The 18,511-nt window shown below is 63.5% G+C and carries 12 protein-coding genes (1 of these 12 only partly in view); 7 read left to right on the top strand and 5 right to left on the bottom strand.

Annotation, left to right across the window (positions count from 1 at the left end; all coding sequences use genetic code 11):
- Positions 1 to 16: 16 nt before the first annotated feature.
- Positions 17 to 1,363: a DUF5691 domain-containing protein gene (locus GN300_RS00825; protein WP_063316856.1), complete on the bottom strand. Its 1,347-nt coding sequence runs from the start codon at positions 1,361 to 1,363 to the stop codon at positions 17 to 19.
- Between the two features lie 104 nt (positions 1,364 to 1,467).
- Between GN300_RS00825 and GN300_RS00820 the strand changes: the two genes are divergently transcribed.
- Together GN300_RS00820 and GN300_RS00815 are read left to right on the top strand one after the other, a co-directional pair.
- Positions 1,468 to 2,679, top strand: coding sequence for a hypothetical protein (locus GN300_RS00820; protein WP_058037442.1), 1,212 nt, complete (start codon positions 1,468 to 1,470; stop codon positions 2,677 to 2,679).
- Positions 2,680 to 2,815: 136 nt separating this feature from the next.
- Positions 2,816 to 3,586: a hypothetical protein gene (locus tag GN300_RS00815; RefSeq protein ID WP_003945109.1), complete on the top strand. Its 771-nt coding sequence runs from the start codon at positions 2,816 to 2,818 to the stop codon at positions 3,584 to 3,586.
- A 2-nt stretch (positions 3,587 to 3,588) separates the two neighbouring features.
- Here the strand turns inward: GN300_RS00815 and GN300_RS00810 are convergent, their stop codons facing one another.
- The gene (locus GN300_RS00810) at positions 3,589 to 4,536 is read right to left on the bottom strand and encodes an aldo/keto reductase (protein ID WP_007732210.1); all 948 of its coding nucleotides are present in this window, start codon (positions 4,534 to 4,536) and stop codon (positions 3,589 to 3,591) included.
- Positions 4,537 to 4,719: 183 nt separating this feature from the next.
- Between GN300_RS00810 and GN300_RS00805 the strand changes: the two genes are divergently transcribed.
- From GN300_RS00805 to GN300_RS00795, 3 genes are read left to right on the top strand one after another with little or no spacing between them, the layout of a single operon-like run.
- Complete coding sequence (locus GN300_RS00805) at positions 4,720 to 5,145, top strand: hypothetical protein (RefSeq protein ID WP_030536906.1); 426 nt, start codon at positions 4,720 to 4,722, stop codon at positions 5,143 to 5,145.
- Positions 5,145 to 9,248: a cation-translocating P-type ATPase gene (locus GN300_RS00800; protein ID WP_063316857.1), complete on the top strand. Its 4,104-nt coding sequence runs from the start codon at positions 5,145 to 5,147 to the stop codon at positions 9,246 to 9,248. Before GN300_RS00805 ends, GN300_RS00800 begins: the two co-directional genes overlap by 1 nt.
- Positions 9,249 to 9,259: 11 nt before the next feature.
- Entirely contained in the window at positions 9,260 to 9,541 is a 282-nt protein-coding gene (locus GN300_RS00795; protein ID WP_030536904.1) for a hypothetical protein, read from the top strand.
- A gap of 69 nt (positions 9,542 to 9,610) precedes the next feature.
- Here GN300_RS00795 and GN300_RS00790 read toward each other — a convergent pair whose 3' ends face one another.
- Both GN300_RS00790 and GN300_RS00785 read right to left on the bottom strand, forming a co-directional pair.
- Positions 9,611 to 15,094, bottom strand: a complete 5,484-nt coding sequence (locus GN300_RS00790; RefSeq protein ID WP_063316874.1) for a carboxyl transferase domain-containing protein — start codon at positions 15,092 to 15,094, stop codon at positions 9,611 to 9,613.
- Positions 15,095 to 15,636: 542 nt separating this feature from the next.
- On the bottom strand, positions 15,637 to 16,410 hold the full coding sequence (locus GN300_RS00785; RefSeq protein WP_225320093.1) for a hypothetical protein: 774 nt from the start codon (positions 16,408 to 16,410) through the stop codon (positions 15,637 to 15,639).
- Positions 16,411 to 16,625: 215 nt separating this feature from the next.
- Between GN300_RS00785 and GN300_RS00780 the strand changes: the two genes are divergently transcribed.
- Both GN300_RS00780 and GN300_RS00775 read left to right on the top strand, forming a co-directional pair.
- Positions 16,626 to 17,357: a GNAT family N-acetyltransferase gene (locus GN300_RS00780; RefSeq protein WP_063316858.1), complete on the top strand. Its 732-nt coding sequence runs from the start codon at positions 16,626 to 16,628 to the stop codon at positions 17,355 to 17,357.
- 53 nt (positions 17,358 to 17,410) lie between these two features.
- Entirely contained in the window at positions 17,411 to 18,385 is a 975-nt protein-coding gene (locus GN300_RS00775; protein WP_003945115.1) for a sigma-70 family RNA polymerase sigma factor, read from the top strand.
- Between the two features lie 91 nt (positions 18,386 to 18,476).
- Here GN300_RS00775 and GN300_RS00770 read toward each other — a convergent pair whose 3' ends face one another.
- Positions 18,477 to 18,511, bottom strand: the end of a protein-coding gene (locus tag GN300_RS00770) for a VOC family protein (RefSeq protein WP_042923411.1). 376 nt of this gene lie beyond the right edge of the window; only the last 35 of its 411 coding nucleotides appear in the window; its start codon lies beyond the right edge, outside the window — the gene reads right to left on this strand; its stop codon occupies positions 18,477 to 18,479.

The raw sequence follows: 18,511 nt of genomic DNA, 5'->3' as shown, positions 1-18,511 counted from the left end.
GCGGCCCCTTCGTCGTTCAGCGGTGATTGCGCAGGATGTCCAAGCGGAGTCGGCGCTGCTCGATGTTGACGGCGCTGTCGGTGAATGCGTGTTGCCACCCGGGGTCACTCGTTCGGGCCGCCGCGTCCTGCAGAAGCGGTACGGCGTCGAAAGGGAAGCGCGCCTGCACGCTTCGCAGGGTGGAAAAGTGACTGTGACGCGAGTGGATGCCCAAGTCCTCACCCGTCGCAGCATGCTCCATCGCTTCGTTCTCCAAGGCATTCAACAACTTTTCGGCGACGGCCAGGGGCCATGGGCGGTCGATGCCGTCGAGTAGTGCGCTGCCGTCGACGCCCAGAAGGTACTCGTCCGCGTGTCCGGCGACGATGTACTCGACACGCTCGCGTGGGTCCGCGATGGCGACGATTCTCCGGTCCGTCGTGCGCCCGTCCCGCTCCAGAAATGCCGACGCCCACGCGGTGTTCTTCTGGAGAACGGTTGCAGCAGTCCATGATTCGATCATCACCGCGCGCCATTGCTTCTCGATGGGGATGGTGAGGGCCTCGCGTGGCGAACCGGCCATCGATTCCCACAGCGTCAGCGGAGTGGCGGTCACGACTTGCCGTAACCACCAGCGCCGGATGCCCTTGTTCTTGTAGTGGACGTCTTCGATGCCGTCACGAAATGCGAGGTCGTCGAGCGAGCCGGGCAATCGGACGGCAAGGCGCGGCCGCAAGGGCTTCGTCTCGAGCCGCACCCAGGACCGAGCCCGAGTGACCATTCGAGAGGCAAACGGAGATCGGGGGAGTTGCCGTAGTAGTTGAATTGCACGCTCACGGACCCGCACGGCTGGATCGTCGAGTGCACGCTCGAGGAGCGCGTAGTCGTGTTCACCCAGCCCGACGTCGAGATGGTCGAGGAAGTGCAGCCGGCTTGCCGTGGCCTCGTCGTCCCAAGCGATCTCGAGCTCTTCGCTCGCCAGTTCCGGGTCGACCGTACGTATGTAATCGAACCAGGCCGTACGGTCGTCCGGATCGGGCGAAAGCCACAGCTCGTCCCGGCGTGATCCGATTCGTCGTAGCTGGGCCCAATCCGGGTTCTGCTCCGCCAGGTACTGCCCGCGTCGACCGGCGAGGCGAAGTAGCGCCTCGCGGTGCTCGGGATACTTCAGCGCGGCTTCCATGAAGAGCGGGACACTGGCCGCGGGCGCGAGGAATCCGCGTTGGTCGGCCATCGCGAACCATTCCGCGAGAGTCCAGGAACGTACCTGCAACAAAGACTGGAGTTGTTCGATCGCGAGATCTGGAAGCAGCGGTTGAACCGCTGGAGGGGTCCGTGATGCGCGCGAGTGACCTGCGTGCGCGTCTGATCGCAGGGAGGTCACACGCCTACGGTATGGCAGGGGTGCGTCGAGCTGGGTCGCAGGGGTCGGGCGCGTGTCGGCAGATTCTGGAACAGTGGTAACCGGCGACCACAAGGAGGCGTGAGATGGCAGACGGAACTGATGACGTCTTTGTCGTGGCGTCGGTGACCGAACGGCGAACGCTCATCTCCACCCGAGTGAGGGAGTGGTGTGCGGCGGGGACAGTCGAGTCGAACCGGCCGGAGTTGTCCGATGATGTCGCGCTGCTGATCGCCGGCGGCTATGCGGACGAGTCGACGCGGTCGATCCTGGCGAACCGGCGCAGTGTCGGACGTTCGTTCCCGGAGATCGGCGGCTTCTCGGAGTTGCGGTATCTCACCGACGAGCTGGCCCGCACCAGACGTCGACTGCTCGCGACTCGCATCGGCCCTGTTCAGGTTGTCCTCGAACGACGGGTGCAGGCGCTCGAGAAGCGCGTTCAGTCGATGCGGTCGGCGATCGTGCATTCCAATCGTCACTTCGCGAGCAGCGTCCGTGCCATCCGCAAGGACCGGCGCGACGGCCTGCATCTCGACGTCGAGCAACGCGAGGCTCTCTTTGCCGGGCTCACCCGTACACCGGTTCCAGCCAAGCTGCCGGTGGGGCTCGGTGTCGTGGCCAGCAGTGGAAACGCAGCACTCGACAAACTCGCCGCCCAGTTCGGGAAGGTCCAGGGAACCGGTGTCATCGCCGATGCCGGAAGGCGCATCGCGGAAGTCCTCGACGGACTGGTCGATTCAGAACCCGAGGGACGCGCCGGTGAGTACGACGCCTTGCTTTACCTCGCCGGGAATCTGTTCGACCGGATCGAAAGCTCCAGCGCGTGGCATTCCGACCACTTCGTCATTCAACGCAACCAACTCGACCTGGCCGACGAGATCACCCAGATCGCGGTCGACACCGTCGCGCTGCGTTCGATTCTTGCGGAGTTGGACGACGCGGCTGCACTGGCACGCGACGAGGGAACCCGAGCCGGAATCGCTTCGCGCAGGGAAGCGCTCGGCGCGGTCTGGGACCAGCTGGTCGAGCGCGTGGCGGCCCTCGCGCGGATCGGTGACCTGGTCGCACGGGCCGAGGATCAGTTGAGTTCGCAGCGCGCGGTTGCGCATGCAGCGAGCCTCGACAGCCGGATCGACGACCTACTTGCGCGCTCGGGATCACGTGAACTTTCGGCTGCAAACACGCACTACGTCGGGGATCAATTCGACGGTGTGGAAGAGCTGATGTTCGCTCACCGGGCGGCGCTTTACGGGGACATTGCACTGCTGACCTCTGGGAACGAGCGTCGGGCGCCGTAGTCAGGCCGTCGCCGGAGCTGTAAGGTCGGGGGTACTGACCGGCCACACGATCGAAGTAAAGGCCGGGATTTCGCTCAATGCTCGACCCCGATGCCGATCCGGTGATGCGGGCGTACCCGCTCGAGACAGGTCGATCATGGAAGACACCGCAAGCCGCGGCATCAATGCGTTCATTTCCGAAGCTACGCAGCGTGGGGGCAAGGCTGTCCGTCTCACGCACTCACGTCGTAATCCCGTCGAGGTGACGGGCGCTGACGGTGTCAGCCGAATCGTCCGCGTGCGGTCCAAGCTCGACGGTGACTGGCAGGCCAGGCGTCAGGACGAGTCGCTCGAGAGTGACGACACCCGCTCCGAGTTCTGGGTGTTCGTCGACCTGGCAGCAGATCCGCACGAGTTCTACATGTTGCCCTCCAACGAGGTCGCCGACGACATCCGCGCCGAGGTCGACCTGTGGATCATGGACAGCCCCGGACGTAATCGCACCGGCCATCACGCGATTCCGCGTGGGCGCGTCGTGCACGGTCACGATCGTTGGGATGCGCTGGGCTTGGCCGCGGTCAAGGATCCGAGCATTTACGTCGAGACCCCGGTTGCGACCAAGCGTAAGACGTCGCCAGTCGCCGCGAAGAAGCGTCGCGCCAGCGGTGTCGAGGAGATCGAAGTCGTCGACAATCGCCTCGAGATGACAGCCGATTGCCACGGATATCGCTGGGTCGGGCGCTTCGACGAAACCACCGAGGTCGTCGAGATCATGCGCGGACCGATGGAAGGCCGCCGATTCCCAGATCCGACCGCGGCCGCAAATGCCGTCACCGGTCACATCTCAGGCGACACCGAGAGCCATGACGGTTGGTCGTTCTGGACGATCAACAACACGGCCCTCGGCGCTCATCTCAAAACTGCCTGATCTCAGGCTCCGACTGCCGCCGACACCCGTTCGAGAGTGTCCAGTTCATTCGACGAGAGCACCAGATTCGGGGCGTCCAGTAGCGCCGGGAGCTGCTCGGGCCGGCTGACGCTCGCGATCGGTGCGGTGATGCCCGGTCGAGTCAGCAGCCAGGCCAGCGCGACGGTCGAGATCTCGCTGTCGTGTGCCTGCGCGATTGTCGCCAGTTCCGCGACGACGTCGAGTCCGGCGTCGCTGAAGTATCCGGCCGTCAGTCGTTCGCGGGAGCTGCCTTCGATGTCCGCGCGGGTCTTGTATTTTCCGGTCAGGAAGCCGGAAGCGAGAGCGAAGTACGGGAAGACGCTGATGTTGTTGTCGGTGGCGATCTGGGCAAGTTCGGGTTCGTACGACTTGCGGTGAACCAGGTTGTAGTGCGGTTGCAGCGCGATGGGCGCGGCGTAACCGTTCTCCTCGGTGATCCGCAGCCACTCCCGGACGCGGTCGGGGCTGTAGTTGGAGATTCCGAGATAGCGAACCTTGCCCGCGACGACCAACGCATTGAAGGCTTCGAGAGTTTCCTCGAGCGGAGTCTGCGGGTCGTCGAAATGCGCGTAGTACAGATCGATGCAGTCCGTCTGCAGGCGCTGCAGCGACGCCTCAGCTGCGGCCGCGATGTTGTCGGCCTTCAGGCCCTTGAAATCGGGATGGCTACCCACCTTGGTGGCGACGACGATGTCGTTCTGCAGTCCCCGATCGGTGATCCATTTCCCGATGATCGTTTCGGATTCCCCGCCGGAATTGCCGGGAGCCGACGCTGTGTACGAGTCGGAGGTGTCGATGAAGTTTGCACCGGCTTCGGCGAACGAGTCGAGGATCTCGAAGGACGTCTTCTCGTCTGCTGTCCATCCGAAAGGGTTGCCGCCCAAGCTAAGTCGGAAGATGTCGAGGTCCGAATTTCCGATGATCGCCACTGTGTGGAACTCCCGTCGATGAAGGTGGTCGCTGCATCCCGCACCGTACCCTCTCACGGCGCTGGCGATGGCGCGCCCTCGCCAGGTTCGCCGAAAAATGTATCGGATCGTGATTGCCGCCGTCGGTGTTGGGTATGGCCTCAAATACTGAATTCTTCGATGGACTGCTGATAGGAGCGTCCGATGATGATTGTGGACGAAGCCACCCGCGTCGTTCGTGGTGTGGCAGACGCAACGACGACGGTGGCCGGAGCCGTCGGCGGTGGAGTGATCGGTGGAGTGACGGGCGGGATACGTGGATCGGCGGAGGGTGTCCGAGACGGAATTCGTGCGGGTAGTTCCTCGACGCCGACGGCTGTTCTCACGATGGCGGCCGTGGGTGCGGCGGGATTGGTGGAATGGCCGGTGCTCTTGGCAGTCGGCGGCACGGCCCTGGTACTCCACGAATGGGATCGCAAGAGCGGTCGGCCGGATCGCCAGGTCAAGGCGGTTGGCCGCACGAGCAAGCCGGAACAGGTAAAGAAGGAATCGAGCGGAAACTCCCACAAGGCGGCCGGCCGGTCACAGGATCGAACTCACAGTTCTTCGCACACTCGATCCACTCACTGATGTTCTCAGCGATGGCCCGGCGTGCGGTGTCGGTGGCAACTTTGCCGCCGCGCCTGGCGTTGTCGGGACTCGCGTTGGTGGGCGGTTCGACGATTCCGCGAACCGCTGTCAGTGACGTGGCGTTGCGGACCGGCACCCTCGCGTTGGCGGGTGTGGGGATGATTCCTGCAGCAGCGGGATCGATATTCGGTGCCCCGCGAATCCCAGGTTCCGCCTATGTCTCGGCGGCCGCGTCGGCGATCAATTATCAACCCCGGGTGCGTCGGCGAATCGAACAGCGCCTTGGCCGTTCGCTCACCGACTTCGCATTGGAGTCGGCGACGTCGTTCGCGGATGTTCTGACCTATGCGCCTGCGTCATTGGGCGTGGATTTCGGGCTGCGGACGATGCTGCTGCGCGAAACTCTGGCGGCGCGAAGCTCTCGGCGTGTGGGGCCACTCGAACCTGGCGGTCGCGGTTCTTCCGTGAGGCCTGAACCGAGTGGCTCAGGTGAGCGTTACGCAGACAGGATCGCAGGGGTTCAGTTGGTGGCCGGGGCTGCACTGGCTACCGTCTCTGCCGGCGGCGACACCGTCGCGACGAGTATCAAGGTTTCGGCGCCGCGGCCGCTTCGGATGTCGCGCGAATCATTCGCTGCTGGTGTGTCATACGGTCTGTGGCGGACGCACCACACCGCCGTTTCGGACTCTGCGGCTCTACGCATGCTCGATCGTATTGACACCGTCCTCGTCGATCCGAGTGTCCTCTTCGACGACTCGCTCCGGGTTTCCGACATACGAGAGGTGGCCGAGTCGGATCGCGTCGCAGTGTGGGAACAAGCCAGGAAAGCTCTGAACGACGGAACTGTGGGAGTGGGAAGGCACCGCATCGGCGGCGCCGAAGTGGTCGTGCGACCCGTGCGAAAAGGTCTGGCGGAAACACTGATAGGCGAAATACGTGCGGCCGGGGTCGCAGCCGTCACGATCGACGACGACGGGCTCGGATCACTGCGAAGTGGATTCGACGAGCTCTATCCGGCGCAATCGACTGCCGAAGCCGGCCTGCGCGAAGCTCTCTCGGCGTTGGTGGCCGAGGGTCGGACAGTTGCGATCGTGTCGAGTAGGGCGATATCGGGACAGGCAGTGCTACGCATCGGGATTTCACCACCGAGTGGCGAGCACGTGAGTGCCGACATCCACACCGACTTGGCCGGGGCGTGGCGGGTTGTCCATGCGCTCCCGGCTGCTCGAACAGCGACGAGGCGCGGTGTCGAACTCTCCTCAGGTTCTTCGGCATTGGGTGCCTTGATCATGCTTCCGGGAGTTCGAGGGGCTGGGCCGGGGCCGATCACAGCTGGTTCGGCCGCGGGACTGTGGACCGGATACACCTTGTCCCGATCTGTGATTAAAGCGCCCGTCCCTGTCGGTACTCCGAGCGATACCTGGCATGAGATGGACGGTGATGCTGTCGTTCGCGAACTATCCGAATCCATCCGACATACACCGCACCGTGCGGAAGCTCGTGTGCGAGCGCCCGCACGGTTCAGGTTGATCCGTGACGGATTGTCGGCGTTGCGAACAGAATTGGCGGATCCACTGACGCCTGTGTTGGCGACCGGCTCCGCTGCCAGTGCAGTCCTCGGTTCACCGGTAGACGCCGTCCTGGTCGGCTCGGTCTTGGTCGGCAATGCCGCGATGTCCGCTGTTCAACGGCTTCATTCGGAGCGGGCGGTGCAGCGGCTCTCGCGGACTCAGGAACCGGTAGCTCGGCGAGTAACCAACGACGGCACGGTCGAGACAGCGGCCGACGCGCTCGAACTCGGTGACGTCGTGGCAATCGAGTCCGGGGACATCGTGCCCGCAGATTGTCGCCTGTTGAGCGTCGAATCGCTGGAAGTCGACGAGTCGTCGTTGACGGGAGAGTCCCTGCCCGTCGACAAGCAGACCGACCCGACCCCTGGGATGCCACTGGCCGAGCGAAGGTGCATGGCCTACGCAGGGACAACAGTGCTTGCCGGATCCGGTCGTGGCGTGGTCACGGCCATCGGAGCCCGAACGGTGACCAGGCGTGCCGATGTCGGTGTGTCCCGATCCGGACCTGCTGTGGGCCTGACCAACAGACTTCGCGAACTCACGAGGGCGACCCTGCCGGCCAGTATCGGCGGTGGGGCGTTGGTGACAGTCGCGGGTCTGCTTCGTGGTACCGGTCTGCGCCGCGCCGTCACCGGAGGTGTGGCCGTGGCTGTGGCTGCCGTGCCGGAGGGGCTGCCTCTGGTTGCCACTCTGGCTCAGCAGGCCGCAGCGCGAAGGCTCACTGCAGCAGGAGTGTTGGTTCGTGCGCCACGATCGATAGAAGCGCTCGGTCGTGTCGACGTGGTCTGCTTCGACAAGACCGGAACCCTCAGCGAGAACAAGCTACGGGTGGCCGCGGTCGAACGCGTCGACGGCTGGGACGAAAGCGAGATTCTGGAAGTTGCGGCGCGCAGTGCCCTGGGAAGTCGCGACGATCGCGTGTTTCATTCGACGGATGCCGCCGTCGTCGATGCAGCCCAGCAAGCTCTGGACGATGCTTCGGTTTTCGGTGACGTCGAGGCGAACAACCTCGTTCCGTTCAGGTCGGGGCGGCCGTACTCGGCAGCTTTGCTCGGCAGGCGGATCGCACTCAAAGGTTCGCCGGAATTCGTGACCGAAGCAGGACGAGATCCGAATGCTGTGTCGGCGAAGCACGTTCAAAGCATGGCCGGACGCGGACTGCGGGTGGTTGCCGTCGCCCAGCGCGAGTTGTCGGAACACGACGCGCAACGCGCAGGCGAAGACTCGCAATTTCTCGAACAGTGTTGCTCCGAGGGGTTGGAAGCGGTCGGCCTTCTCGGACTCTCGGACACGCTCAGACCCGAAGCAACGCAACTTGTTCGAGAACTTCGAGGCGACGGACGGCAAGTGCGCGTGCTGACCGGGGATCATCCGACAACAGCGGCCGCGGTCGCCACCGAACTGGGGTTGGACGTCGCACGCGAGGATGTTGTCACCGGTCCTGACTGGGAGAACTTCTCTCGCGCCGAAAGACGGGATGCGGTCCGCGGCAGCAGCGTCTTTGCGCGCGTGACACCCGAGCAGAAGGTCGAGATCGTGCAAGCGTTGGAGACCGACGGGCGGGTGTGCGCCATGGTCGGTGACGGCGCGAACGATGCTGCGGCGATCCGAGTTTCCAGCGTGGGAATCGGGGTGGCGTCGACCGACAGTGATCCGGCGCGCGGCGCCGCAGACATCGTGCTCCTCGACGGCCGTGTCGGCGGACTGACCGACGCATTGGACGAGGGCAGTCAATTGTGGCGGCGGGTCAGATCAGCGGTAGGGGTTTTGCTCGGAGGCAACGCGGGTGAAGTCGCATTCGCGCTGATCGGTTCTGCGTTGTCCGGCGAATCACCGCTCAACGCAAGGCAGTTGCTACTGGTCAATCTGATGACGGACGCCTTGCCCGCTGCCGCGCTTGCGGTGAGCACCCCGTCCGAGAACGGATCCGAGAAGTCCGAACAGATGGACGCTCATGCGTTGTGGCAGACGATCGCTGTCCGCGGCGGTGCCACGGCAATCGGTGCGCTGGCAGCGTGGCTTCTGGCCCGGGCGAGCGGTAGGAGGCGGCGAGCGTCGACGGTGGCGTTGGTTGCCCTGGTGGGCACCCAACTGGGGCAGACGCTGCTCGAATCACGCAGTCCGCTGGTGGTCGCAACCGTTGCCGGATCCGCTGCGGCGCTGGCGACGCTCGTCAGCACACCCGTGGTGAGCCAATTTCTCGGTTGCACGCCGCTCGGTCCCATCGCCTGGGGCCAAGCGGTGGGCTGCGCGTCGGCGGCGACGCTGCTCGCGGCGCTGGCTCCGCGGGTGTTGGAGCGGATTGCCGCAACTGAGGAGAACGCGAACGGTCAATCGACGATTCGCAAGATCCCGACGCGAACGAGCACTGCGTACACCTCCCGAACCGGGGGAGTCAGCGCCCGCGACAGCGTGGAAATCAGCGACGTGGAAATCAAAGAAGCGGAAACCGGTGAATCGGACACGCTTGTGAGCGTCGCTGCTGGAAGTGACACGTCGCCGAACTCCCGGGCGACCCGAGATGAATCCTGAGGAATCGTGACATGTCCCAGAACACCGTCGACCACACGAACCCCGTCGATCACCGCGCGGTAGTGGAATCCGTCCGTTCGGCACGGAGCTTCGAGTTGGAGCTACCGATCGTCGGTGCCATCCCTGTTCCGAGACCCGAGCAGATCGCCTACTTTGCGGTGATGGGACTGATGGTCGCCTTCGAGATCATCGAGTGGCCCGTGGCAGTCACCATTGCAGCGGGGCATCTGCTCGCAACAGAGCAGCACAATCACGTCCTCGAAGAGATCGGAGAGGCGCTCGAGGGCGTCTGACGCAGGCGCTGCCTGGACACAAATCGAGCGGCCCCGCATTTCGCGGGACCGCTCGACGTGCGGAGAAACTTACTGCGCGAGTGCGCGCTTCATGCCGCGTTCGACTGCTGCGATGATCTGCGGACGCAGTTCTGCGGCAGGGACGATCTCATCCACCGAGCCGACCTCTCGGGCCCGCTGGATGTTGTGGATCGCTTCGAATTCGGATGCCACTTCGCCGAGCTTGTCGGAGCGGACGGCGATGCGCTGAGCGTTCAGTTCTACGCGCAGATGTGCTTTCTCCGTGTCATCCTTGGCCGCTGCCAAGTCTGCCTCCAGTTGCTGCACCTTCGGGTCGTTGTTGGTGCGGGTGTTCACCTCACGGGTGAAGACCACTGCGGCGGCGGGGGCGCCGCCGAGTACCGACGCGAACGAGCCTTCGACAGCAAGAACTTCCATGTTGTCGTTGAGCGCACCGGAGAACACGACGAACGCGCCGCCGTGGTAGCGGGAGACGACGCAGAACACGATCGGTCCGTCGAAGTTGACGATGGCGCGGCCGATCTCGGCGCCGTACTCGAGCTGGATGTTGCGCAGCGACTCCGGGGAACCGTCGAAGCCGGACAGGTTGGCCAGCACCACGATCGGACGGTTGCCGCTCGCAGCATTGATCGCGCGAGCAGTCTTCTTCGACGAGTTCGGGAACAGCGTTCCCGACGTCCAAGTGTCGGGACCGTCGGCGGGGAAGTGCCCCTTACGTGGGATCGCGCGGGATTCGATGCCCACCACTGTGACCGGATGTCCGGCGAGGTGCGCGTCCACAACAACCGAGGTGTCGGCGCCGGCCATGTCGGCCCAACGCTCGAGAACAGAGTGGTCCTGGTCGACCACCGAACGCATCACGGTGCGAATGTCGAAGGGCTTCTTGCGATCCGGGTTCTTCGCCGAGGAGAAGATGTCGCCGACCGTCTCGAAGTCGCTCGACGGGTGGGTGTGCGGGAAGCTACGCACGTCGCGATCGACGGGGTCCGTCGTCGCTGCGCGGCGCGGGAACCGTTCGCCGGGAGCGAGGTACGAGTGTGCGTAGTGACGGAACAGGATCTCGCACGCCGCAGTGAGGTCGGGGGCCCAGTACTGCGCCTGGCCGTTGGGGCCCATGACGCGGTCGTAACCACCGATACCGAAGTTGTCCTCGGCCGACACACCACCGGAGTAGTCGAGAGACTGCTTGCCGGTCAGCACCATCGCGCTGTCCGGGGTCATCACCAGAATGCCCTTGGTATGCATCAACATGGTGGCTTCGGCGTTCCAGTAGGGCTGAGCGCCGACGTTGATGCCCGTGACGACGATGTTGATCTCGCCGCCGTTCTGGGTGAAGGTGATGATCCGGCGCAGGCCGCGGGAGACCCAGTCCATGTTCTCGGTGCCGCTCTCCATCGAGATGGTGGCACCGGAGGACAGTGCGAACCACTCGACCGGAGCGTTCAACTTCTCGGCCAGGTCGATGGCAGCGACGACGCGTGAGCATTCGGCCTCGGCGACGGTACCGAGCGCCTTGGTGGGGTCACCGAATAGCGCGACACGGGTCATTCCCTCGGGATAGCGCGGCGTCGGCGTGTTCACGAGGCCGACGACGATGCCGGCCTTGTTGAGACCGTACGGACGCTCGACAGGTGACAGGACGCCCGCTTCGTCGAAGTCGTGCTCGACGAAGGTGCCCTTGGTGCCGGTCAGGAGTGGAATCAGCTCGTACGGGTACACAGTTCCGCGTGCCCGCGAACTCTGGACCTTCTGGGCGTACGCGTCGAGGGGGAGCAGCGGTTCGGTGGGAGGTGTGGTCTTGTTGATGACCACACCGGCACCCGCGCGGTAGGAGAATCGCAGCGCAACTTCCTTGGGCGCGCCGCCCTTTCGGTCCTTGAGCCGAGTGATGAGCGTGATCTCTTCGAGCCCGGCGCCGACGGTCAGTCGGGCTGCGTTCTGAGCGATCACCGAGAAGCGCTCGCTGGGAACGTCGGCGACCGGCCACACGTAGAGCACGACGCGGTTGGCTGCGAGTCGACGCTTGTCGCCGCGCTGGGACTGCGCACGGCGGATGCCGTCGAGGCACGCGGCAAGTGTGCGCTCGATGGCCGGAAGCGCAACCATCTGGCCTTCGTCGTCGAGCTGCGGTGTCACGTCACGGATTTCCGCGAGAGCGATCAGGCGCTCGTCCTTCGGGTTCTCCTTGGCGGAGAGGTGGAACAGGTAGGTGTTCTCCGGAGCCGGGAGGCGCTTTCCGTTGAAGTTCTTCAGGCGCCACATGTCCAGACGCTGACCCGTGAGCGGATGCATGTCGCGGATGATGTGGTCCTCGACCAGTTCGCCGTCGACGGGGCGGAAGGTGACCCACCGGACCGGATCCCCGTTCGGGTTGCAGATGATCACCGTCGCGCGGCGAGACCGGGTGATCGTCTCGTTGCGCGAGAGTTCGGTGCGCAGCGTCTCGACGAGCGCGTCGCCGTCGGCGGGCTGATCAGGCCAGTCGAGGTAGATGTCGACTACCAGCCCGCGACCGGATGGAGCATCCTGCGCGATCGTGGCGACATCGTCGAGAGCCGTACCGAGAGCGTCGAATTCGGCCACCGTCGAGACCAGATGCAGCCCGTCGCCCTTGAGGTCGAAGTTACCGGTTACGAAACGGCGGTCGACGTGCTCGAAAACGCGGACGTCTTCGAACGAGTGAATCTTGTAGTAGCGACGCGTGATGACCTCGAGCAGAGGGCCGCCATCGCGGTTGCCGAGGCCGATCTTTCGACCCAACAGGTCCAGGAGCGGTTCGGGAGTGGCGACGAGATTGGCGATTCGCTCGTCGAAATCTGCAGCGTCCGGCTGCTCTTCGAGGTAGGCGAGGTTGCCGCGTACTCCGTCGTAGACGTCTTCGCGAACTTTGCGGATGCGCGGCTCGTCGAAGAACCGGAAGCGAAGGTTGCGGGCGACGTCGCCGATGACGGGGTAGCGGACCTGCGTCGCGACGATGAGTCGATCGAGAACCTCGTTGAGCTCCTGCGCCGAGCAACCGGGAGCCTTGTCGCCGACGAGCCAGCCTTCGAGAAGTGCTGCAATGACCGGGATCTGGGCTTCCATGCGCTGCAGAGCCAGGAAGAGTCGGTACACCGCTTCCTCGACGGCCTGGCGATCTTCCAGATCGGTGACGTCGTAGTGGCGAAGTGCCCGTTCGAGTCTCGTGCGGAACGACGCCGGCAAACCTTCGCGCTCGGAGTCGAGTGAGTGCAGGAAGGTGTGGAAGTGCTCGCGGGGGCTGTGGACGGACTCGTCCTTCGCGGACTCGCCCGAGGTGGGCTTGTTGCGCGAGAGTTCGCAGATGTCGGCGAAGGTGGTCAGCACAGCCAGTTCTGCCTGGACCAGTTCGCGGTCCTCGGATTCGAGTGCGCTGCGAAGTGCGTCGTATTCGGCCAGAACAGCGTTTGCGTGCTTGCCGCTGACGTCGTAGCCACTGATCATCGCGGTCAGTGCTTCCAGCTGTGCCAATGCATCTGCGCGGGTATCGGACCCGGAAGTTGCTGCGGGAAGATCGAATTGGACTCGCGGAGCCTTCTCCGTGACAGCTTCCTCACTGACCTGGTCGACGCGCAGGAGCGGTGCGCCGGCATCGACCTGGGAGTTGACGGTAGCGAGAACCTCACGCACTTTGCCCGCGTACGGAGCGCGAACCGCGGTCTCCATCTTCATGGATTCGAGCACGACCAGAGTGGATCCGGCTTCGACGTCGTCGCCGACCGCGACCGGTACTGCTACCACTACGGCGGGAGCCGGCGCGCGGACTACGCCGGCGTCGTCCTGGCTGATCTGGTGGCTGATGCCGTCGACCTCGACGAGATAGCGAGCCGGGCTCACGACGGAAACGACGTGGAAGCGGCGATCACCGATCACCAGCCGTGACTCGAAGTCACCGAGACGATCGACGTCGACCTCGATGTCTCCGGCGTCTCCGTCGACGCGGTAGCGGTGCGGGCCGATACGCCCGACGGTCAGTTTGTATGCCTGACCTTGGTAGTTGAGCTCGACGGTACGGCCGATCGCGTGATTGGCGCGTGGGCGGCCGCCACGTGCCGAGGCGAGGAAGGCCGCACGCTCGAGTGACTCCTCGGCGTCGTAAGCATCGATGGCGGTGGCGATCAGCGCGACGTCCGCGCGGCGAGTGGTGCCGGTGAGGGCGCCCGTGCGGTCGAGCCAGCCGGTATCCGCGGATGCCGAGATGACCTCGTCGCGATCGAGTAGATCGAGGAGGAACGACTTGGTGGTAGTGCCGCCGTCGAGTACGACAGTGGTTTCACGAAGGGCAGTGCGCAGACGCGCAAGTGCCTCGGAGCGGTTGCGGCCCCACGCGATGACCTTCGCGACCATCGAGTCGTAGTCGGGCGGAATGACGTCCCCGGCAGCGATGCCGGTGTCGACCCGGATGCCGGAGCCGAGCGGGAACTTGAGGAGCTGAACGGTGCCGGGTGCCGGCGCGAAATCGTTGTCGGCGTCTTCGGCGTTGAGGCGGGCTTCGACGGCGTGGCCGAATGCGGGCGGGCAGTCACCGACCAATTCGTCACCACTGGCGACCAGGATCTGCAGTTTGACGAGGTCGATTCCGGTGGTGACCTCGGTGATCGGGTGCTCGACCTGCAGGCGGGTGTTGACCTCGAGGAACGTGAAGAGCTTGTTCTCGGGCTGGTAGAGGTATTCGACCGTGCCTGCGCCCTGGTATCCGGCTGCCTTGACCAGTTCGGCGGACACCTTCTTGAGGTGGTCCGACTGTTCTTCGGTCAGGACGGGGGAGGCGGATTCTTCGATGACCTTCTGGTTGCGACGCTGAATCGAGCAGTCGCGAACGCCCGGAGCCCAGACATTGCCGTGGTTGTCGGCGATGACCTGTACCTCGACGTGGCGTGCATCGGTGACAAGGCGTTCGAGGAAGACGACGGGGTCGCCGAAGGACCGCTCTGCTTCGCCCTGCGTGCGCTCGAGTGCAACTTCGAGTTCGTCTTCGGCCCAGACCTTGCGGATACCGCGTCCGCCGCCGCCGCTTCGGGCCTTGATGATCAGGGGATATCCGATGGACTGAGCATGACGACGAGCGTCGGCGCGCGTTTCGACCGGTCCGCCGCTCCACGGGGCGACCGGTACGCCGACCTTCTCGGCCAGGATCTTGGCGGCAACCTTGTCGCCGAGCAGGCGCATCGCGTCGGCGCTCGGGCCGATGAACGTGATGCCCAGTTTCGCGACGATCTCCGCGAAGGCGGGATCCTCGGCCACGAAGCCCCAGCCGACCCAGACTGCGTCGGCCTTGGCTGCGAGCAGTGCTCGCTCGAGTTCGGCGTAGTCGAGGTACGGGCTACCGGTGCCGGTGCTGCGCAGGGTCACGCCCTCATCGGCCTGGCGGACGAACATGGCGCGGCGCTCGGCCTCGGTGTGCAGCGCAATGACGCGAATGCCGTAGTCGTGTTCGGCGTTCAGTTCGCGTACAGCCCTGATCAGCCGGACCGCGGCCTCACCTCGATTGACCACTGCGATTCGTTTGAACATTGTCACTGCCACCGTCCTTGATGAGATTCTTCGTCACGTACGTTGCGATATGAGCCGACCGTGTCCCACGTACCCGGATTCCCCGGTTCGTGAACTACGCCGCGATGCGCTGTGTTTCCCCCGGTTGCGCGTCGGCAAGTGATTGCCCTTCCGGTTCGTCGAGTCCCCTGCGCTGAAGCACTGTGTGCACCGAAGCGCTGTGTGCGCTGAGGCACTGTGTGCCTTGTGCGCCACCCTGCAGGCGTGGACTCAGAACCGCTCCAATCACGAATCAGCAACATATTGTGTCTGCTTCCAGGGAATCCCTGGTTTATCTAAGAATGCAGTATGTCGACGCTCATGTCACCTGGGCGAATTGAAGAATATTAGTCAACGTGAACCACGGTTACACATATGGCGTTAAATCATTGCGGTGCAATCGAATTCGGACTTGTGACACGGATCACGATGGTAATGAAATCGGCAAGAAAGTGAATACTCACTGGTAACAAAATCGCATATTGGGAGAATTCTCTGGGTTGCTCGATTATTACTGATCGGTACTACTGGCGAGTATTTTTTATGTCCGGTCGGACCGTATTCGAGAAATCGCCTTCGATGGTTGCGATGTGCTTTGCGATCGCGTCGAGTCCTGAGGGAGGGAGGTGCAATCCGTTGCCGAGAGCAAGTGAAGTCCGCTTGAAGTGCTCCACGAGTGGTTCGTATTTCGTGACCAGTCTCAGCCTGTCGGTCTCGCTCAGGTACTTCACGCTTCCCGCGTTGTCGACGAAGTCACTGAACTTCACGAGGAACACTGCGGGATCCGCTATCGCGCGGATGACGTGATCCTGATATCCGGCGGTGGTGTTGTCGCATGGGTAGTCGATTGGATTGGTCACTGCCTCAACAAGTTCGGAGATTCTGTGGCCGAAGCGCGAGGCGATGAGTGTTGACGCACGTTCCTGCGCTTCGGATGCGGACATGTCGTCTGCAGTCTGGCCACCGAGGAGCGCGATGACGGCGTGTGGTCGGTCTTCGACCGTGTCGTGAAGCGCGGTTGCGCTCAGGATCTCGACATCGGAGCACCCGTACCGAAGCAGCCGCAATACATTTCGTAGGGGATGAACGATGTAGGGATCCTCGTCGGACTTGATCCCGTTCTTTCTGAACTGATCGAGGTGCGCAAGGGTAGCGACCTCCATGGCGAGCCGTAGGGTTTCACCCGAGATCGCCAGCTCGTCGACGGCGCTCTCGATGGCGAAGACCAGCGTTGCAGCGTCCATCTCCTTCAGGGGCAACTGGTCGAATGCAGACCTGATCGGGTCGGAGTTGCTCATGCCAAATAGCCTTCCGGTTGGTGAGGCGTCGCGACGAATGTCCTGGTGCAGATCTGCAATCGAGCCCTGATTGACGCCGGAAATACAGGTCGAGGTCAGAATCATCTTGATTCTATCCGGCGACTACGACAGCAAGTGTTCCTAGCGTTGTCATCGAGGTGGGCGGGGAGGTTCGTTCGCCTCCAACACAGGCAAATAGGGCAGGAAGAGGTTCGATGACCACGGAGGCGACCCTGGCGTCGTTTGTCGAGACAGTTGACACGGATGTCGACACCCATCCGCTGGACGATGCTGTGCGACAAGGACTTCGCGGACATCATGCGCAATTCGCTCGCTGGGCAGGGAGAGTTGCGCGATACGACCCGACGGTCGCGCCGTTTGTCGGTCATCCGCCCGAGTTGGACGCCGAGGACTGGGAGAACCTACTCACACTCGTAGGTCCTGGCGGCACAGTAGGTTTACGAGGATTTGATCATCGCCCGCCGGAAGGGTGGCGCGTTGTGGATCAGTTCGGCTCGGTGCAGATGGACGGATCCGCACTCGAAGTCTCCGTTGATCCGTCGGTCGAACTTCTCGGAACGGGCGACGTTCCCGAAATTCTGGCATTGATCGAGCGCACCAAGCCAGGACCGTTTCTTCCTCGTACCGTCGAGATGGGCAGTTACTACGGCATTCGCGTCGACGGAAGACTTGTTGCCATGGCGGGGGAGCGGTTGCACCCTCCGGGATGGACGGAAATCAGTGCGGTGTGCACTGACAGCGACTTTCGGGGGCGAGGCCTGGGTACGACGCTGATCCGTGCCGTCGCTACCGGGATTCGCGAGCGCGGCGAGCTGCCATTTCTCCATGCAGTGCAATCGAATACGAATGCGATCAGACTCTACGAATCACTGGGGTTCGTTCTCCGGAAGAGATCCAGGTTGACTGCGGTGCAGGCGCCTGCCTGATCGAATTCTCGCCGACGCCTGTGTTTCGGGCGCTCGGCCACTAGTCTGAACAAATGACAGTCGATCAGGCGTTGGACAGTGATTTCCTCACTCTTGCCGATCCGTACCGCCGCGAGTTGCTGGCGCACTGCTATCGCATGATGGGGTCGATTCACGACGCCGAAGACCAGGTCCAGGAGACGTTCATCCGGGCTTGGCGCGGGTTCGACGGTTACAAGGGCCAGTCATCTCTCAGGACCTGGCTCTACCGCATCGCGACGAATACCTGCCTGACCGCGCTGGAGGGGAGATCGAGGCGTCCCCTCCCGACCGGCCTCGGCGCACCTAGTTCGGACCCGGCCGACGATTTGATCGAGCGCAACGAGATTGCCTGGTTGGAACCGATTGCCGATTCTGCGTTGGGCGACGTCAATGATCCGGCCGTCATGGTCGTCAATCGCGATTCGGTCAGGCTCGCCCTTGTTGCCGCTTTGCAGCACTTGTCCGCGCGCCAACGTGCGGTTCTGGTTCTACGTGACGTTCTCCAGTGGAAGGCGTCGGAAGTTGCGGAGGCGCTGGACACCACAACCACTGCGGTAAACAGCCTGCTGCAGCGGGCTCGCGCGCAGATCAATCACATCGGACCCACCGAGGACGATCTCGTGGAACCGACTACCGAGGCTGCCCGGAAGTTGCTTCGCGACTACGTGCACAGCTTCGAGAGCTACGACGTCGAGGCCATCGTCGAACTGTTCACGCGCGAAGCCATCTGGGAGATGCCTCCGTTCGAGGGTTGGTACCAGGGCCCCGAGGCAATCGGGCAACTCATCGGAACCAAATGCCCGGCCGACGGACCAGGAGCGATGCGCCTACTTCCGACCGCTGCGAACGGACAGCCGGCGTTCGGCCTCTACATGCGCGAGCCCGATGGTGTTCACCGCGCTTTCCAGTTGCACGTTCTCGATGTCACCGAGTCCGGGATCTCGCACGTGACGTGTTTCTTCGATCTGAGTCTGTTCGCAAGGTTCGGATTGCCTGCCGAGCTGTAGGGGCCCTGCCGAGATGTAGGGGCAAGGAGTTGCGCGAGCCCCCTAGTATGGAGGGACCCGCGCGACTGCTCGTTACTGCTGTTCCTGTGCGTTACTGCTGGGGAACAGTCGCAGCCGGGTCCATCC

The sequence above is a fragment of the Rhodococcus sp. Ni2 genome, assembly GCF_021352185.1.
GTDB lineage: Bacteria > Actinomycetota > Actinomycetes > Mycobacteriales > Mycobacteriaceae > Rhodococcus_F > Rhodococcus_F qingshengii.
This window is presented reverse-complemented; position numbering and strand designations above follow the sequence as displayed.

Excerpts from the sequence above, each read along its gene's own strand:
- GN300_RS00820 (WP_058037442.1), top strand. The coding sequence starts at position 1,468 with ATGGCAGACGGAACTGATGACGTCTTTGTCGTGGCGTCGGTGACCGAA.
- GN300_RS00815 (WP_003945109.1), top strand. The coding sequence starts at position 2,816 with ATGGAAGACACCGCAAGCCGCGGCATCAATGCGTTCATTTCCGAAGCT.
- GN300_RS00805 (WP_030536906.1), top strand. The coding sequence starts at position 4,720 with ATGATGATTGTGGACGAAGCCACCCGCGTCGTTCGTGGTGTGGCAGAC.
- GN300_RS00800 (WP_063316857.1), top strand. The coding sequence starts at position 5,145 with ATGTTCTCAGCGATGGCCCGGCGTGCGGTGTCGGTGGCAACTTTGCCG.
- GN300_RS00795 (WP_030536904.1), top strand. The coding sequence starts at position 9,260 with ATGTCCCAGAACACCGTCGACCACACGAACCCCGTCGATCACCGCGCG.
- GN300_RS00790 (WP_063316874.1), bottom strand. The coding sequence starts at position 15,094 with ATGTTCAAACGAATCGCAGTGGTCAATCGAGGTGAGGCCGCGGTCCGG.
- GN300_RS00785 (WP_225320093.1), bottom strand. The coding sequence starts at position 16,410 with ATGAGCAACTCCGACCCGATCAGGTCTGCATTCGACCAGTTGCCCCTG.
- GN300_RS00780 (WP_063316858.1), top strand. The coding sequence starts at position 16,626 with ATGACCACGGAGGCGACCCTGGCGTCGTTTGTCGAGACAGTTGACACG.
- GN300_RS00775 (WP_003945115.1), top strand. The coding sequence starts at position 17,411 with ATGACAGTCGATCAGGCGTTGGACAGTGATTTCCTCACTCTTGCCGAT.